The sequence below is a fragment of the Turicibacter sp. HGF1 genome (assembly GCF_000191865.1).
Taxonomy (GTDB): domain Bacteria; phylum Bacillota_I; class Bacilli_A; order MOL361; family Turicibacteraceae; genus Turicibacter; species Turicibacter sanguinis.
Map to the genome: position 1 here is coordinate 1 of NZ_AEXQ01000060.1, position 16,907 is coordinate 16,907.

Consider the following 16,907-nt stretch of genomic DNA (forward strand, 5'->3'; position numbering starts at 1 on the left):
ACGTTTTTTTTATTTAACAAGAGCTGAGCTATGTTTATGACGATGAACTTTTTCTGGATAAGCATATTGAATAGCAGCATTAATAGCAACTACCATTTCGCCAAATCCAGTGGTAATCATTTTAATTTTTCCATCGAACGTACAAGCATCTCCCGCTGCATAAATTCCTGAAACACTTGTCTGCTGACGATGATTAACACATAAAGCATTTTTATCAAGTTCTAAATCCCAATCTTTAATTGGTCCAAGTGACGAAATAAATCCAAATAAAACAATGACTTCATTTGCATTTACTTTTTCTGTTGCATTTGTTGTCAAGTTTGTTAACTCAACAGCAGTTACTTGATTATTTTCACCTTGTAAACTTTTTGCAACATATGGCGTTAAAATCTCAACCGTAGATGATTTTAATCGATCAACACTAGCAGCATGGGCTCTAAAATCATCACGACGGTGTACAATTTTTACTGTTTTTGCAACACCCTCAAGCATTAAGGCCCAATCTACTGCCGAATCGCCACCACCAAAAATGATGACATCTTTCCCTTTAAAACGATCCATACTTGAAACAAAATAATGAATATTATTAAAATCATCTGCATTTGGTACATCTAATTGACGTGGTGTAAAGGCTCCGTTTCCAGCTGTGATAATCACAGAGCGTGAATAATGGCACTCTTGATTCGTACAAATTTTAAATGTTCCATCTTCTAATTTTTCAACTGTTTCTACTGTCGTGTTTGTTACAATATCAATTTTATCTTGGTATTGATTCATCTGAGTTAATAATTGTTCTACCATTTCTCCTGCTTTAATTTTAGGATGACCTGGTAAATCATAGATGTATTTTTCAGGATATAATGCCGCTAATTGCCCCCCAAGCTCAGGAAGTGCATCTATAATTTTAATGCTCATTCCATGCATCCCAGCATAAAAGGCTCCATAAATTCCAACCGGTCCTCCACCGATAATTGTTAAATCAAAAATTTGTTCTGCCATCTGATTCACCTCTCTTTTAAAATCGTACTTAAATTATAACTAAAAGTTGTGTCACAAACAACTTTTATACAAATTATTTTATTAAATAATACCTATCATCATAGCGTATACAAAAGCAATAAAAATCCCAAATAATGTTCCCGCAAATGTTTCAAGAGGCTCATGTCCCAGTAACTCTTTGAATCTTTTTTGGTAACTTGGATTTTGAAAAATTGAAAAATCACCATTTTTCATTAAATCATCTAATAACTGATTTAACATAGCAGCATGTTGACCCGCATGGCGACGAATTCCCATGGCATCAAAAATAACCACGGCTGCAAAACAAAATGAGATAGCAAATGTTGTGGAATGTATACCGTCTGTCACTCCAACTGCCGTTGCTAAGGCAGACACAAATGCTGAATGTGAACTTGGCATACCACCTGTTGAGATTAATAAGCGTGGACTCCATTCTTTTTTTGTAAGAACACGAATTGGTACTTTGACGATTTGTGCCAATAAATTAGCTAATATGGCTGCTTCGAGTGCATAATTGAACCACACAATAATCTCTCCCCTCTAAACCAATTGATTATTCAACTTCAGCTTTTCCTACCCGACGATGCGCGATACGACTAGCCGCTGCCGCTGCAATCGCTCCTATTAAATCATCCATAAATGTTTGACAACATCCTTCACCTTTTCCCTTAGCATCAATTTCTCCTAAAATACCTGGTTTTAATTTATCAATATATCCATAATTAGTAAAACCAATTGAACCATAGACATTTAAAATAGAGAAGGCTAAAATTTCATCAATTCCGTACAAGGAGTAATCTGTATCAACCATTTCTTGTAGCGGTCCTTCTAATAATTTCATCTCTGCTAATTCATCTAGACGAATTCCTGTTAAAACAGCGTTTTGAACTTCACGTTTTCCTAAAACAGCCTTAACATTTTCAAGACATTCTTCTAATGTTAATTCTTTACAGTAAGAGACTTGTAAAAAGTGTGTAAGCTCTGCAATTTGTTCTAATGTAACGCCTCTATCTTTAATTCTTTGAATAGTTAAATCTGTTAATTGTTTTTGATCCATTTTATTTTCATCCCTTCAATTATCATATTTATATATCACACTAGCATAGATATAGATTAGATACCTATCTTAAAATTAGAGGATGATTCGAATGAAGGAGCTAATTAATTGGTACTATCAACTCCATATCGATCATTTAGAACAGTTGAATGATATCTATTATACAAACTTTGGTGACCGATATATATATATTATATCAGTTGGAAAAGAGAAGAATACAGTTTTTTTCCATCTTCTACAACTTTTACAATATAGTTCAACTCAACGTGTGCTACTCTCTAAAGAAAATACAACGACTGTTCTATTTGAAAATCAGCATTACTATGTCTTAGAATCTATGACACCCTTACATGAATATGTCGATATTAAAACATTGAATATTCCTGTCATTTATCCTAAACCCTATCCATTAGCGAGCGAATTAAAGCAAAGGTGGTTAGCCAAAACACAACTTCATGAAGAACAACTAAATGTTTTAATTGATCAGCTACCACCTGAGAATCGCTCTTTATTTTTTGATTTAGCTACGTATTATATTCATTTAAATGAGCAAGCTTATACTTTTATAAATGAAATCGCAACAACAGAATATTTGGTTTCGCTTTGCCATATGCGTCTCACACCGACAACCTATAAATATGAATTTTTTTCTCCACAGTTAGTGACACTTGATAATAAGGCAAGATGCTATTGCGAATATATTCGTCATCTTTACTTAATGAATCTCGATTTGAATCAAGTTCGTACCTTTGTTCAAATTATAAATCAGGTTAATCCATTGACTAAAGAAGAATGGCAACTTCTTTATGCACGGCTTTATTTTCCGACTCAGTTTTATGACGCCCTGTATAACCTAAGAGCCGATGAAGAAATTGATGTTCCGGCCTTATATGAGCAAGCCATGCAATATAGTAAACTTCTCTATCAACTTCCTTATGAGGTTTACCAAAGTACACTCATCGAACTAAGGGTACCAGAATGGGTGCAACGTGAAGCAAAATATTCAAATTAATGTAAAAAAGAGGCCCCTATTGAATAAGAATAATAGAGGACCTCTTTTTTATATTGAATTAAAATTCATCTACATTTTCAACGCCGATAACACCAGGAACTTCTTCTAATAAAATTTGCTCAATTCCATCTTTTAATGTTGAATCCATTGAAGCACATCCAACACATGCTCCTAGCATTCGAACATAAACGATTCCATCTTCAAATTTAATGTATTCAACATCGCCACCATCACGTTGTAAATAGGGTCTTAACTTTTCAAGAATCTCAACGATTTGTTTTTCTGTTTCGTTCACTGCTATCACCTCATTATGAATTAGTTAAATTATAAAACGGGTAAGTGAAAAAGTAAACAGATATACTTAAGGAGGAATCAATTTGGCTACCTTTTTTTTTACTAAGCTATCTACACTAGGTAATAACTACCTCATTATCAACCTGCTAGAACAACCTAAAAGTAATATGGACTGGTCACAATTAGCACTTAAAATAACGGATGCAAGTACCGGAATTTTATCGGACGGTATCATCATTTTAACCCCCTCTGATATAGCAGATGTAAAAATGATGATTTATAATAAAGATGGATCTAGAGCTAAAACATGCGGAAATGGATTACGGCTCATAGGTCGATATTTAATGGAAATTGACCGTTTTAATCAAGATCAAATCTTAGTCGAAACAGATGCTAATATTTCCACGTTAACACATGATAAAGATGTCATCACAGTAGACTTAGGACTTGCACATATGTTAACTGAACCTTATGAACCACTGAGCCTTAAAAGTGATGTCACAAAGTATTGTAAAGAAATTGAAACATCATTCGGCATTTGGATGGTGGATATGATTTCGATGGGAAATCCTCATTTTATTATATACACGGATGAAGATCATCATACCTTTTACGAGGAAATGGGGCGCTTATCAAAGCGTTACGATGTCAATGTTGGAATGTTAACTGTCATAAATGATCACGAATTAAAATTAACAACTTATGAGCGTGGAGCTGGTTTTACAGGCGCGTGTGGAACGAATACGGCTGCTGCGGTTGCGAGTGCCGTTGTTAGACGACAAGTGCTTCCTAATGAAATCATCAAGGTGTACTTACCTGGTGGAATTTTAGAAGTTAAGTGGGATTTAAACGATCATCTTTTGACATCAGGAAAAACAACGAAGGTCTGCTGTGGAACTTATTTTGATGAAGACTAAAAAAAAGGCCCTTGGGCCTTTTTTTAAATATTAAATTCTGATAGGTCTTTTAAAATATGGGTTGGCTTAGCGTCGTAACTCATGACTTCTTCACGAAGTGAAACGCCCCCTTCAATATAGATGGTTGGAATATTAGCATTAATTCCAGCTAAAATGTCTGTAAAATAGTTATCACCAATCATGGCCACTTCTTGCCTTGGAACCTTAATCATCTCAAGGGCTTTTTCCATGATGATACGCTCTGGCTTCCCAATAAAAATAGGATCAACACCCGTAGAAACGGTAATAACAGATGTTAAGGCACCATTACCTGGCATCAATCCACGCTCAGTTGGAATGGCAACATCGCCATTCGTTGAAATGAAGGTTGCCCCTTGTCGAATTCCAAGACAAGCTAATCCATACTTTTCATAGTTAATGTCACGATCAAGTCCAATAACAACATAGTCTGGTTGCTCAGATGTTAACGTCAGTCCTTTTTCAAGCAAAGCTGTTTCAAGACCAATTTCACCAATCATATAAACCTTGGCATTTGGATTTTGCTCATAAATATATTGAGCCGTTGCCATAGATGGTGTGTAAATCTGCTCTTTTGTGACAGGATAACCATGTTTTTGTAAGACGTCTGCCACCATGTCTGGTGTTTTAGAACTGTTATTTGTTAAAAATAAATACGGAATTTGCTTTTCATGAAGTTTTTTTACAAATTGTAACGTTTCGTTTATGACCTCACATCCTCGGTAAGCTGTTCCATCTAAGTCGATTAAATATCCTTTATACATGCTATCTTCCTCGTTGTCTATCTCATTTATTATTCAGTTGCAGTTTCAGGTTGAACGGTGATTTTTTCTAATACATAATAGGGGCATCCATAAACGCAATATTCTGTTAAATATTCTGGAATCGTGATACATTTTAATTCCAGTGGAACATTTTTGCGCTCGTTATAATAGAAGCCTTTTAAACGTAATTGGCCTCCTGAAAAATCCCCCACAATTACATCGTATTTTTCTAAAATTTCAGTTAATTTTTGATAAAATAATTCTTCTTCAAATTCCACTAGATGGGATTTCACTAATTTATAACGATATCGGCTCACTTTTTTCACCTCACTACCTCCTAGTCTATTAATAGTTATTTTATCATAAATCATGATTAAAGTTAATTTTTATGTCAGAAGCCGTATTTTTTCAGTTTAAAAATACGGCTTTTGTTAGGTTATTCTAATAAAAGGTTTTCCATTCCCTCTGCTACACTTTGTTCAGGTGATGGATTTGGTACTGGTGTTTGCGTATTTGAGTTGCTAGATGAAGTATCTGTACTACCCGAAATTGGATTCATTGGTGATGCCGAACTATTTCCAATGTAATAGTATTGTGGTGTTTGTCCCGTAATCATTTTTAATACCAGTGGACTTGAAACTGAGACAGTGACTTCATCCGATTTAAACGGTAATAAGACCTCTAATTTGACATCTACTTTTAATAAAATTTCAAGTAAGGCATTATTGATTCCGTATGGTTTAACTTCTGTTACAATGTCAGTTACAGTACTTCCATTTAGCTTAACACTCACCGGAAAACTTGGACCAATATCATGAAACAGCGACAAATTAAAGGCCGCCGCCCATGGAATATTAATCAAGACGCCATCTTCATAAGGTCCCCCATAGATAGCATCCAAACCAAGTTCAGTTAAGTCACCACTCTCCACGAGCAGTAATTTCTCTTCTATTTGCTGGGTAGTTGAAACGAGCAAGCGATTCAAAACAGGTGTATTGACGATGATGCTACTGACGAGTCCCTCATCATTTTCTTTAAATTTAATGACTTCATCTATTTTGAAGTTGACGAGTTCGCTTTGCGCAATGCCTTCCTTAATAATTAAGGTGGCGATATTTGTCGTTTGAGCCTTCGCATAAGTCATGACAACGGGATATAGATTCTGATACATAAAGGTTAAACTAACATAAATTCCCCATCCAACTAAAACCGCGATGCCTATTCTTCTCCATTTTTTTAGATTAATATAATATCGTTTTCTTCTTCGACGTCGCCTCATATTTTACTTCTTTTCCTCCCTTAGTTCATTGTGTCGTTAATTGTCACTTCCTGAATTTTATTGTTTCCAATTTAGAAAACCGGTTACACAGGTGAAACGTTTCAAAAACTCATTGAAATTCAATTGCTAAGGTGGCATAATGAAAACGTAGCCAATAAAATGGATGCGATTTAATAACTGAATTCAATGATTATTAAATATATATTCAATTGAGGGGATAACATTGAACAGTTTTATAATAAAAAGGAGTGAAATTTTAATGAACTATCATGCAATTTATCATCGACCAAAACAAAACTATGCTTACGCATACGATAAAAAGACCATTCACCTTCGTATTCGTACGGCTAAAGATGAAGTAGAACGCGCAGAGGTTATTTTCGGAGATCCTTATCACTGGGTTGCTGGTGGTGGTGGCGGAAACTTAAACGCTGAAGGTGCTAGTGGTTGGATGTCAAAAACCGTTGAAATGAAAAAAGAAGCATCAACTGAATTATTTGATTATTGGATTGCGGCTGTCAGCCCAGAGTTTAGACGTATGCGTTATGCTTTCGTTTTAGAGTCAGATAAAGAACAAATTTTATTTGGGGAAAAGAAAATTGTTAATTTAACTAATAAAGCAAAAGATTCAGATATGACTGAGGAAAAAACACACTTTGAAAACTTAGGAAACTTCTTCTGCTTCCCATTCTTAAATGGTATTGATGTTTTCAATGCTCCTGCTTGGGTAAAAGAAACCGTATGGTATCAAATCTTCCCTGAACGTTTTGCAAATGGAGATGCTTCAATTGATCCTAAAAATGTAGTCGAATGGGGATCTGTTGATCCAAAATACGATACGTTCTTTGGAGGCGATATTCAAGGAATTATCGATCACTTAGATCATATTGAGGATTTAGGAATTACAGGAATCTACTTCTGCCCGATTTTTAAATCACCATCAACTCACAAATATGATACGGAAGATTACTTTGAAATTGATCCTCAATTTGGAACAAAAGAATTATTCAAACAATTTGTTGAGTTAGCACATGCCCGTGGGATTCGTATTATGTTAGATGCTGTCTTCAATCACTGCGGTTGGAATTTCCCACAATGGCAAGATGTTGTGAAAAATGGTGAAAAATCAGAATACAAAGACTGGTTCCATATTCGTAAGTTCCCATTAATTGAAGAAGATTTTGATGAAATTTTACAACCTAATGGATTAAATTATGATGCTTTCGCATTTTGTGAGAATATGCCAAAGTTAAATACAGAAAATCCAGAAGTGTTAGATTATTTCTTAGAAGTTGGGCGTTATTGGGTTCGTGAATTTGACATTGATGGATGGCGTTTAGATGTGTCTAATGAAGTCGATCATGCATTCTGGCGTGAATTTAGAAAAGCGGTTCGTGAAATCAAGGATGATGTCTATATCTTAGGTGAGATTTGGCATGATTCTCAACCTTGGTTAAATGGTGATCAATTTGATGCCGTTATGAATTATCCATTAACAGACGCGATGCTCGAGTTTATTGCAAAAGATCGAATGAAGCCATCTGAGTTTAAAGTAGCGATTAATAAGATTTATACAGACTACGCTCACAATGTAAATGAAGTGGCTTTTAATTTACTAGATAGTCACGATACAACGCGTTTATTAACGACTTGCGAAGGTAATAAAGCAAAAGCGTTATTAGCTTATACCTTCCAAATGACACAAACCGGTTCACCTTGTATTTATTATGGTGGCGAAATTGGTTTAGATGGTGGAGCGGATCCACTATGCCGTCGTTGTATGATTTGGGATGAAGAAAAACAAGATCGTGAAATGTATGATTATTTAAAACAATTAATTCGCATTCGTAAAAACTATCCGGCGATGCGTTCTCATGAATTACAGTGGATTGAAACAAATGATAAAGAGAATGTGATCATCTTCAAAAAAGTTTTCAAAGACGAAGAAATCTATGTGATTTTAAATAATCAAGATGAGGCAAAATCAGTTAGTGTTCCAACTACGATGAATCAAATGTATCGTAACCTTATGACTGATGAGGAAATGATCATTAAAAATAGGGTAAAAATAGCACCTCTTTCTGCCCTATTATTAGTGCCAGTTAAATAGTAACTGGCTTTAGGGGGGAAAGTTATGTCATTTGAAAAAAAATCATTATTTCAATTATCGTGGCCTATTTTCATTGAGTTGACACTGTTCATGCTTATGGGAATGGTCGATACCTTCATGTTAAGCGCCTATTCGGATAATGCAGTAGCCGCTGTTGGAATGTCGAATCAAGTCATTAACTTGATTGGGGTGATGTTCAACTTTGTGGCAGCGGGAACGATTATCTTAGTATCACAAAATTTAGGAGCCAAAAATCAAACGAAGGCATGCGAGGTCTCAATCGTTTCGATTGGGGCCAACTTTTTGATTGGTATTATTTTAAGTGTTGTGATGATTACGTGTTCAAAATATATTTTAACATTCATGAATACGCCACTTGAAATTATGGATATAACGCTTAATTATACGAAAATTATTGGAAGCTTTTTATTTTTAATGGCCATTCAACCGGTCTTAAGTGGCATCTTACGAAGCTTTGGGTATACGAAACATTCCATGATTATTACGTTAATTGCCAATCTGATTAATATTTGTGGGAATGCCCTATTTATCTATGGATTGTTTGGGGTCAAAGAACTAGGACCGGTTGGAGTCGCTATTTCAACGGTATTTAGTCGATTCGTAACGGTTGTCTTGATTGCTGTGATTATTTATCGTAAAATTGAGTTCAAATTTTCAACACACTTCTTCAAATCTTGGCCACTTCAAGATGTTAAAAATATTTTAAAAATCGGAGTCCCATCAGCTCTTGAACAACTTGCTTATTCAACATCACAAGTCATTATTATTTCCTTTGTTTCCATGCTTGGAACACTAGCGATTACAACGCGTGTTTATACGGGGAATATTTCGATGTTTGTTTATTTATTCAGTTTAGCAATTGCTCAAGGAAATCAAGTGTTAGTAGGCTATTTGATTGGTGAGAAAAAAACAGATGAGGTTTCGCATCAGACATTTAAAACGCAGAGATTAGCCGTATCCGTCTCACTTGGACTTTCAATTATTTGTTACTTAGGCAGTGATTTTTTATTTGGAATTTTTACAAGTGATGCAAATATTCTAAGTCTTGGACACACGCTTTTATTAATTAATGTATTCTTAGAAATTGGTCGTGCAACAAATCTTGTCTTAACGAATGCTTTAAAAGCAGCGGGAGATATTAATTATCCATTTATTTTAGGGATTGTTGGGATGTGGGTCATTTGTATTCCAGTCGCTTATGTTCTTGGGATTTGGTTTGGTCTTGGATTAGCTGGTATTTGGATTGCATTTGCAGTGGATGAGTGTTTCCGAGGACTGGTCTTCACCATTCGTTGGAAGTCCCAAAAATGGGTAAATAAGTCGTTTATTTCCTAATTTTAGCGTTTTACATCGAGACGATGATTGACATTAACAGCTCACGTCTTTATAATTAAGGGATAGGTTAACGATTACATAAATAGTTTTAGGGGTGGCAAATTTGGCAAATATTAAAGACGTAGCAAAGCTTGCGAATGTATCAGTCGCGACCGTTTCTCGTGTTATTAATAGTAAAGGTTACGTTAATGAACATACAAAAGAGCTTGTAATGAAGGCAATCGAAGAATTAAATTACGTTCCAAATGAAATTGCCCGTTCACTTTATCGAAAATCATCAAAAATTATTGGAGTTATTATTCCTGATTTAAAGAATGAATTTTTCAACGACATGATTTCAGGGATGGAAGAGGTTATTTTACATCATGGCTATAAAACAATGCTATGTACTTCAAAGGAGAGTATTGATCGTGAAAAAGAATATTTACAAATATTCTCAACCAATAAAATTGATGGTCTAATTTTATGCTCAAATTCACCGGATATCGCTTCTTATACTAATTTAGATATTCCAATTGTCGCACTGGATCGTATTATCAGTAAAGATATCCCATCTGTTACAGCCGATAATTATATGGGAGGAATTTTAGCAGCCAATCGACTCATGTCACTCGGATGTAAAAATATCGTTCAATTCCGAGGTCCATCAACAGTTGCACCTGCGAATGAACGTTGTAATGGCTTTTTAGAGACGATGAACCGTGATCCCTATATTCGTGTCCATACGGTAGAGCTTGATTTTTCAACAGATAATACCTCAGAAATTTATAAATTTTTAATTACGCATCCTCAAATTGATGGAATCTTTGCTGGAAGTGACATCATTGCAGCGCGTGCGATGCGTTGTTTAAAAAAATTAGGACGTTCAGTCCCAGAAGATGTTCAAATTGTTGGATATGATAACATCAGCATCTGTGAATTTACCGATCCAACGATTACAACTATTGCCCAACCGATTCAATCAATGGGAGAAATCGCTGCTGAAACCTTATTTAAGTTAATTAAAAAGGAACCGATTGAACAATTACATATTACATTACCTGTTGAACTCATCGAACGTGAGTCAACAAAATAAAAAATACCGTGAGGCGCTGCTTCACGGTATTTTTTATTCTATAAGGACATGCTTTTTTCAATTCGTCCTGCTTTAGGTTGAGTAGCTATTAAGGTAACGGTGGTCCCTGTCTTAGCTTGAATCAACCACGTTACTTTTTTCAAAATAGGGGCATGATTCTCGGTCTGAATTCCATCATAGCTATACTCTGTTTTAATTCCTGAAAATCCTTCTAGATGGCCGATGGTCTGAGTTTCTTCACTGTTTATCAATTTAACTTCTCCAACACATGAAACAGTGACTGGTTGATCAACTTTCACCGTTTTAGCTTGTTCACAAACATAGGTTGGAAGATAGCCTTGATTTGAAACAACGACTTCCATTTGATAAAGATTGGGAGCTACTTGAATCACCTCTACAGATGCAAAAACTAATTTTGGAAGCGTCGCAATTTGACGCAACATAAATTTGGTGTTGTTTTCTATCTCGGTCTGAAGTAGATGTGGCGGACAGTTTTGCATCGTATATTTGAAATCACATCCACCTATTTCAACTTCACCGAGTTGCGGATGATTAATCTTTGTCCATTCCTTAAATCCTGCTTCTTTTGAAACATTCGTATCAATCCACGCCAGTTGCTTTTTATAATCTTCCAGCTCTTTTTCAACCTCTTGATGGGCAATGCGTGGCCAAGTATGGGAAATTCCGGCGTGCTTTTTCATATCCCATAGTTCAACGGTATAAGTTAAAATTCCTTGGGTAAAGTAGCACCAATCATCAAAGGCACCTGATGAATAATTAACAGTATCTGTCAAGAAAGCATCAAAAATGTTGTAGCATGGATACGTTGTTTCATCTGTTCCCATTTTTCCAATCGTTTTATATAACTTCATATCAAAGGGATGAGCTTTTTTTTCAGGATGTATCCCAGGTGGATAGATAATCATTCCTCCACTCGTATGAAGCGTTGAAGCTAAGCTAATATTCGAATGGTTAATAATAAAGTCAGCCACCGCTTTATTTTCAGGATTTGAAAGTGGATATTTCCCTGAACCCGGTTGACGGGCATCTGGGAACCATCCAAATGGATAATTTCGATTAAAATCAAGCCCCCATTTATTTTTAGCTAGTTTAATATTGATCCCATCAAATCCAACAATTTCCCCTTCAGGATAAACGTTATAAAAATCTCCATTCACCTCATCCGGCTGGCGCTTAATCATGATTCGTGAATCATCACTTGAAATTTTCCAAGCACCATACGGTGATTTAACACGCATTAAACGAATGACACCATCACCATCTAGATCACTAGGATGCAATCCCGCTTCTTTTTCCTCATACGGATAATTTCGATTCACTGAGCGAAGTTTCTCTGCACTGGTTAAATAGGCTTCCGCTCCATCTGGTGACATACGTGGAATAACATATACCGTATAATCATTTAGTAATGGGCTTTCATTTTTCACTAGATAATCAATCGTATGCATCGCGGCCATGGAACCTGTTACTTCACCTGCATGATGATTACCATCCATATAAAAGGCAGGCTTCGTATGTGGCGCCCCTGTGTTTTGATTCGTGAGCGTCACGGCAAAGACTTGTTTTTGTTCATCTGTTTCACAAATGGATTCGACACTCATTAAATGAGGATATTTATCTTGTAATATCTTAAGACAATCTTTTAATTCATCATATAAATAATAATGATCATATTTAAACGTCGTTAACATTAAATCCCCCCTATAGCACTTTACTTAAAAAGGCTTGCGTACGTGGATGTTGTGGGTTATCAAAAATTTGCTGTGGCGTTCCTTGTTCGCAAATATTGCCCCCATCCATAAATAGCACACGATCACTAATTTGTTTAGCAAATCCCATCTCATGCGTCACAATGACAATCGTCATTCCATTCACGGCTAAATCTTTAATCACCTCAAGGACTTCTTTTACCATCTCAGGATCGAGTGCACTCGTTGGTTCATCAAATAAAATGACATCTGGGTCCATCGCAAGGGCACGAACAATTGCTAGACGTTGTTTTTGTCCCCCTGATAATTTTCGTGGGTATTCATTTGCTTTTTCTTCAAGCCCAACTTTTTTTAATAATCCTAATGCTTTGGCTTCAATTTCTGCTTTTGGAACTTTCTTTTCAAGCCTTGGCGTAATCGTAATATTTTCAAGGACAGTTAAATGAGGAAAGACGTTAAAATGTTGAAAGACCATCCCAATTTTTTGACGGTGTAAATCGATGTTTACTTTTTTATCTGTTATATCGGTTCCTTCAAAGATAACGCGCCCACTACTCGGCTTTTCAAGTAGATTTAAGCAACGTAAAAATGTACTTTTTCCACTGCCGCTCGGACCTATGATGGATACCACTTCCCCTTGATGAATTTCTTCGGTAATTTCATCTAATACTTTTAAATCTCCAAATGATTTACTTAATTTTTCAACTTTAATCACTGACACTCAATCTCCCTTCCATCGCTTTAACTACTTTTGATAAGCTAAATGTGACAATAAAATAGATGACCGCGGTAATCATAAGTGGTGCAATCGGTTTGAATGTGGCCGATTTTATCATTTGATACGAGGTCATTAAATCGTTGATAAAGAAGACTGATGCGAGTGATGTTTCTTTGACCATCATGATAAATTCATTCCCAAGCGCTGGTAAAATATTTTTAACGGCTTGTGGGAAGATGATGCGAGTCATCATATGGACATCACTCATTCCAAGACTTTTAGCAGCCTCCATCTGTCCTTTGTCAACCGCTTGAATTCCGGCACGGATAATTTCGGCAACATAGGCACTGCTGTTAATAACTAAGGCAATGACAATACAAGTCCAATCTGAGATTTCAAATGGTAAGTATTTCGGCAAAAATAACCAAAAGAAATAAAGTTGTAACAGTAAAGGTGTTCCCCTAATAATTTCGATATAAGCGGTTGAAATGAATTGAACAATTTTTGATTTTGATAACTTAATGATGGCAAGAACTGCCCCGAAAATCATTCCAAAGAAAACCGTGATAGCAGCTAGACTTAACGTTCCCCCTAGCCCTTCTGAAAAGACATACCAGTACTGATCTAAAATTTTAATCATATCTTGAACCATGTTCTCACACTCCTCCTTAATGCGTCTTATTCAATTCCTAAGCTTTTAGCATAGGCTATATACGCCTCTTCCCATTGTTGATATAATCCTTGTTCTTTTACCTCTTGGATGATTTCATTGATGGCTTCGACTAATTCTGTTTCCCCTTTAACAATTCCAATCATGGTTCCTTCTGAATCATTTCCTTCAAACAAGACAGAACTCATGACTAAATCTTTATTGGCGTTCACATACTGCTCTCCTGTTGAATATGAGATAGCTAACGCGTCTGACTTTCCACTTTGAACACGTAAGACACCATCTGAAAGAGAGGCAATGGTATTAATTTGGGCATTTGGTAATTGGTCTTTAACATATCCTTCTTGTAATGAAGCACTTTGAGCTGCAATACTAACTCCATTAAAATCTTCTAATGTTTTATATTTTTCGACATCTTCTGCACGAATTAAAAATCCATCACCGTCTCCATCTTCAGATGTATTATAGGCCTCACTAAACTCCATTGCTTCTGCACGTTCAGGCTTATATCCTAGTCCTGAAATCGCCATATCAGCTTTTCCCTCACTAATGGCAGCTAAAACAGCACTAAAATCCATAATCTTCAATTCTAATTCAACACCTAATTTTTGTGCGATATATTTTCCAAGTTCAATGTCTGCTCCTACATATTGTTCCGATCCTGACTTTGTTGGATCAATAAATTCATAAGGTGCATAATCTGGGCTTGTCGCCATGGTTATTTTTTTAGTTTCTTTTATTTTATCGAATCGACTCGTTTCATTTGAACTTTGTGCACATCCACCCAGTACTGATAAGCATATTCCTATAAAGACTAAACCTTTAATCATTTTTTTCATTGTTCATCTCTCCCTTAAGTTCATCTTTTTGTTTTTTTATCTTCAGGGCCCTTGAAGAATAAAAAAAATCGTCTCTAGACTATTAATTCTAGAGACGATTAAGACCGCGGTACCACTCCAGTTAAACATATAACAAAATATGTTTCCCTTTAACCTTTAACGCAGGCAGGCGTCTTATCCTACTTTTTGGTTCAGATAAGCTCTCACAAGTGCGCTTCAGAATAGATGTTCCTGTAGGCTTTCACCATTCCCTACTCGCTGTTAAGTTCCCTCTACCCTTACTCTCTTGATCATCGATTTTTTTAAGTTATTACTAACATACAGGATTCACCTCTGTTTGTCAACCAAATATTTCCATTTGTTGTTTTATTAATAAAATAAAAAAACGCCTCTAGACTATTAATTCTAGAGACGATTAAGACCGCGGTACCACTCCAGTTAAACATATAACAAAATATGTTTCCCTCTAACCCTTAACGCAGGTAGGCGTCTTATCCTACTCTTAGTTCAGATAAACTCTCACAAGTGCGCTTCAAAATAGAATCACTTTTAGGCTCTCATCCCCCTACTCGCTGTTAGATATGCTCTACTTCTACTCTCTTGATCATTGATTATTTTAAGTTAATAATAATGTACAAGATAAATCAATCAAATTCTCCCACCATTTTCTAATCAAAACTTCATTCTATCAGAAGATATTTTCAATCCTTTAAAAGTCCGATTAGATTTAGGATGAAGAGACAAAAAAAGCTGTATCTTATTCAAGATACAGCTTTAAAGTGTGTGTATATATTATTTTTTAAACTTCGATTAACGAATAGCTTTTTCAGTGTCAACATCGAAGAAGTGACATTTGTTCATATCTAAAGCAACTTCTAATTTATCTCCCATACGGATATCTGAACGAGCATCTACTTTAGCAACTAATTGTTGTCCCGCTAAATTAGTGTAAAGGATTGATTCATGTCCAAGTAACTCAGCAACTTCGATTTCAGCAATATATTTTGCTTCTTCGTAAGTATCAGTTACGATTGGCTCATCATGAATATCTTCTGGACGAATACCGAAGATGATTTCTTTATTATCGTATCCTTTTTGTTTTAACATATTGTATTTTCCTTCAGGAATACGGAATTTTTGGTTGTCAGCTACGAAATATCCGTTAGCTACTTTACCGTGGATGAAGTTCATAGCAGGTGAACCGATGAATCCTCCAACGAATACAGTTGCTGGGTTATCGTAGATTTCTTTTGGAGAACCGATTTGTTGGATAACTCCGTCTTTCATAACAACGATACGAGACGCCATTGTCATCGCTTCTGTTTGGTCATGTGTTACGTAGATAGTAGTTGTTGCTAAACGCTCATGTAATTTAATGATTTCTGAACGCATGGCAACACGTAATTTAGCATCTAAGTTTGATAATGGCTCATCCATTAAGAATACTTTTGCATCACGAACGATTGCACGCCCTAAAGCAACACGTTGACGTTGTCCCCCTGATAACGCCTTTGGTTTACGATCTAAATATTGTTCAAGACCTAAGATTCGAGCAGCATCTTTAACTCGACGGTCGATTTCATCTTTAGGAATTTTACGTAATTTTAATCCGAATGCCATGTTATCATATACATTCATATGTGGATATAACGCGTAAGATTGGAATACCATCGCGATATCACGATCTTTTGGTGCTACGTCATTCATTAACACACCATCAATATAGAATTCCCCTTTAGAAATTTCTTCTAACCCTGCGATCATACGTAAAGTAGTAGATTTCCCACATCCAGATGGTCCAACGAATACGATAAATTCGCGGTCCGCGATATCTAAATTGAAGTCAGTTACCGATGGATTTGGATTGTTCTCATAGATTTTGTAAATATTTTTTAATTTAATTTCAGCCATTTTTAATTCCTCCCTCATGTGATAGTTAAATTATAGAATGAAAACGATTTTTTATCAATAAACAAACTGCACATAAAACGCATACATAAATTGTGCAAAGTGTATAAGGGGCTCTAAACCTTTAATTTTACATCGCA

At 35.7% G+C, this 16,907-nt stretch carries 17 protein-coding genes and 2 other annotated features; of the genes, 5 read left to right on the forward strand and 12 right to left on the reverse strand.

What is annotated here, in order from left to right:
- Nucleotides 1-9: 9 nt before the first annotated feature.
- The 3 genes from HMPREF9402_RS05605 to HMPREF9402_RS05615 form a co-directional block, all read right to left on the reverse strand.
- Nucleotides 10-999 carry an NAD(P)/FAD-dependent oxidoreductase gene (locus HMPREF9402_RS05605; protein WP_009606809.1) on the reverse strand — a complete coding sequence of 330 codons (990 nt, stop codon included), beginning with the start codon at nt 997-999 and terminating at the stop codon, nt 10-12.
- Between the two features lie 81 nt (nt 1,000-1,080).
- The gene (locus HMPREF9402_RS05610; RefSeq protein WP_006784146.1) at nt 1,081-1,545 is read right to left on the reverse strand and encodes a divergent PAP2 family protein; all 465 of its coding nucleotides are present in this window, start codon (nt 1,543-1,545) and stop codon (nt 1,081-1,083) included.
- A 28-nt stretch (nt 1,546-1,573) separates the two neighbouring features.
- The gene (locus HMPREF9402_RS05615) at nt 1,574-2,077 is read right to left on the reverse strand and encodes a phosphatidylglycerophosphatase A family protein (RefSeq protein WP_006784145.1); all 504 of its coding nucleotides are present in this window, start codon (nt 2,075-2,077) and stop codon (nt 1,574-1,576) included.
- 91 nt (nt 2,078-2,168) lie between these two features.
- Here HMPREF9402_RS05615 and HMPREF9402_RS05620 point away from each other — a divergent pair, with 91 nt between their 5' ends.
- A complete protein-coding gene (locus HMPREF9402_RS05620; RefSeq protein WP_006784144.1) occupies nt 2,169-3,089 on the forward strand; it encodes a hypothetical protein in 921 nt (306 codons plus the stop codon).
- Nucleotides 3,090-3,147: 58 nt separating this feature from the next.
- Here HMPREF9402_RS05620 and HMPREF9402_RS05625 read toward each other — a convergent pair whose 3' ends face one another.
- Nucleotides 3,148-3,384, reverse strand: coding sequence for a NifU family protein (locus HMPREF9402_RS05625; RefSeq protein ID WP_006784143.1), 237 nt, complete (start codon nt 3,382-3,384; stop codon nt 3,148-3,150).
- Between the two features lie 82 nt (nt 3,385-3,466).
- On the opposite strand from HMPREF9402_RS05625, the gene dapF reads away from it, so the two are divergent.
- On the forward strand, nt 3,467-4,300 hold the full coding sequence (gene dapF, locus HMPREF9402_RS05630; protein WP_009606832.1) for a diaminopimelate epimerase: 834 nt from the start codon (nt 3,467-3,469) through the stop codon (nt 4,298-4,300).
- 23 nt (nt 4,301-4,323) lie between these two features.
- Here the strand turns inward: dapF and HMPREF9402_RS05635 are convergent, their stop codons facing one another.
- The 3 genes from HMPREF9402_RS05635 to yunB all read right to left on the reverse strand — a co-directional run bounded on the left by HMPREF9402_RS05635 (nt 4,324) and on the right by yunB (nt 6,361).
- Nucleotides 4,324-5,082, reverse strand: coding sequence for a TIGR01457 family HAD-type hydrolase (locus tag HMPREF9402_RS05635; protein ID WP_006784141.1), 759 nt, complete (start codon nt 5,080-5,082; stop codon nt 4,324-4,326).
- Nucleotides 5,083-5,111: 29 nt separating this feature from the next.
- Nucleotides 5,112-5,408, reverse strand: coding sequence for a YutD family protein (locus HMPREF9402_RS05640; protein ID WP_006784140.1), 297 nt, complete (start codon nt 5,406-5,408; stop codon nt 5,112-5,114).
- Between the two features lie 110 nt (nt 5,409-5,518).
- Nucleotides 5,519-6,361, reverse strand: coding sequence for a sporulation protein YunB (gene yunB, locus HMPREF9402_RS05645; protein WP_006784139.1), 843 nt, complete (start codon nt 6,359-6,361; stop codon nt 5,519-5,521).
- A gap of 259 nt (nt 6,362-6,620) precedes the next feature.
- On the opposite strand from yunB, the gene HMPREF9402_RS05650 reads away from it, so the two are divergent.
- The 3 genes from HMPREF9402_RS05650 to HMPREF9402_RS05660 all read left to right on the forward strand — a co-directional run bounded on the left by HMPREF9402_RS05650 (nt 6,621) and on the right by HMPREF9402_RS05660 (nt 10,902).
- A complete protein-coding gene (locus tag HMPREF9402_RS05650; RefSeq protein ID WP_006784138.1) occupies nt 6,621-8,471 on the forward strand; it encodes a glycoside hydrolase family 13 protein in 1,851 nt (616 codons plus the stop codon).
- Nucleotides 8,472-8,495: 24 nt separating this feature from the next.
- The gene (locus tag HMPREF9402_RS05655; protein WP_006784137.1) at nt 8,496-9,827 is read left to right on the forward strand and encodes an MATE family efflux transporter; all 1,332 of its coding nucleotides are present in this window, start codon (nt 8,496-8,498) and stop codon (nt 9,825-9,827) included.
- 94 nt (nt 9,828-9,921) lie between these two features.
- Entirely contained in the window at nt 9,922-10,902 is a 981-nt protein-coding gene (locus HMPREF9402_RS05660; RefSeq protein ID WP_238526649.1) for a LacI family DNA-binding transcriptional regulator, read from the forward strand.
- Nucleotides 10,903-10,940: 38 nt separating this feature from the next.
- On the opposite strand, the gene HMPREF9402_RS05665 is transcribed toward HMPREF9402_RS05660, so the two are convergent.
- The 5 genes from HMPREF9402_RS05665 to HMPREF9402_RS05685 form a co-directional block, all read right to left on the reverse strand.
- Complete coding sequence (locus HMPREF9402_RS05665) at nt 10,941-12,614, reverse strand: M14 family metallopeptidase (RefSeq protein WP_009606831.1); 1,674 nt, start codon at nt 12,612-12,614, stop codon at nt 10,941-10,943.
- A gap of 10 nt (nt 12,615-12,624) precedes the next feature.
- Nucleotides 12,625-13,347, reverse strand: coding sequence for an amino acid ABC transporter ATP-binding protein (locus tag HMPREF9402_RS05670; RefSeq protein WP_009606816.1), 723 nt, complete (start codon nt 13,345-13,347; stop codon nt 12,625-12,627).
- Nucleotides 13,340-14,002, reverse strand: coding sequence for an amino acid ABC transporter permease (locus HMPREF9402_RS05675; protein ID WP_009606836.1), 663 nt, complete (start codon nt 14,000-14,002; stop codon nt 13,340-13,342). Before HMPREF9402_RS05675 ends, HMPREF9402_RS05670 begins: the two co-directional genes overlap by 8 nt.
- A gap of 26 nt (nt 14,003-14,028) precedes the next feature.
- Nucleotides 14,029-14,859, reverse strand: coding sequence for a transporter substrate-binding domain-containing protein (locus HMPREF9402_RS05680; protein ID WP_006784132.1), 831 nt, complete (start codon nt 14,857-14,859; stop codon nt 14,029-14,031).
- Nucleotides 14,860-14,946: 87 nt separating this feature from the next.
- Nucleotides 14,947-15,162 (reverse strand) — a binding site (T-box leader).
- Between the two features lie 101 nt (nt 15,163-15,263).
- Nucleotides 15,264-15,476, reverse strand: a binding site (T-box leader).
- A gap of 193 nt (nt 15,477-15,669) precedes the next feature.
- Nucleotides 15,670-16,770, reverse strand: a complete 1,101-nt coding sequence (locus HMPREF9402_RS05685; protein WP_006784131.1) for an ABC transporter ATP-binding protein — start codon at nt 16,768-16,770, stop codon at nt 15,670-15,672.
- Nucleotides 16,771-16,907: the final 137 nt, after the last annotated feature.

Bases quoted from the DNA above. Each gene is read 5' to 3' on its own strand.
- HMPREF9402_RS05650 (WP_006784138.1), top strand. From the start codon at position 6,621: ATGAACTATCATGCAATTTATCATCGACCAAAACAAAACTATGCTTAC.
- HMPREF9402_RS05635 (WP_006784141.1), bottom strand. From the start codon at position 5,082: ATGTATAAAGGATATTTAATCGACTTAGATGGAACAGCTTACCGAGGA.
- yunB (WP_006784139.1), bottom strand. From the start codon at position 6,361: ATGAGGCGACGTCGAAGAAGAAAACGATATTATATTAATCTAAAAAAA.
- HMPREF9402_RS05675 (WP_009606836.1), bottom strand. From the start codon at position 14,002: ATGGTTCAAGATATGATTAAAATTTTAGATCAGTACTGGTATGTCTTT.
- HMPREF9402_RS05665 (WP_009606831.1), bottom strand. From the start codon at position 12,614: ATGTTAACGACGTTTAAATATGATCATTATTATTTATATGATGAATTA.
- HMPREF9402_RS05620 (WP_006784144.1), top strand. From the start codon at position 2,169: ATGAAGGAGCTAATTAATTGGTACTATCAACTCCATATCGATCATTTA.
- HMPREF9402_RS05615 (WP_006784145.1), bottom strand. From the start codon at position 2,077: ATGGATCAAAAACAATTAACAGATTTAACTATTCAAAGAATTAAAGAT.
- HMPREF9402_RS05605 (WP_009606809.1), bottom strand. From the start codon at position 999: ATGGCAGAACAAATTTTTGATTTAACAATTATCGGTGGAGGACCGGTT.
- HMPREF9402_RS05655 (WP_006784137.1), top strand. From the start codon at position 8,496: ATGTCATTTGAAAAAAAATCATTATTTCAATTATCGTGGCCTATTTTC.
- HMPREF9402_RS05685 (WP_006784131.1), bottom strand. From the start codon at position 16,770: ATGGCTGAAATTAAATTAAAAAATATTTACAAAATCTATGAGAACAAT.
- HMPREF9402_RS05680 (WP_006784132.1), bottom strand. From the start codon at position 14,859: ATGAAAAAAATGATTAAAGGTTTAGTCTTTATAGGAATATGCTTATCA.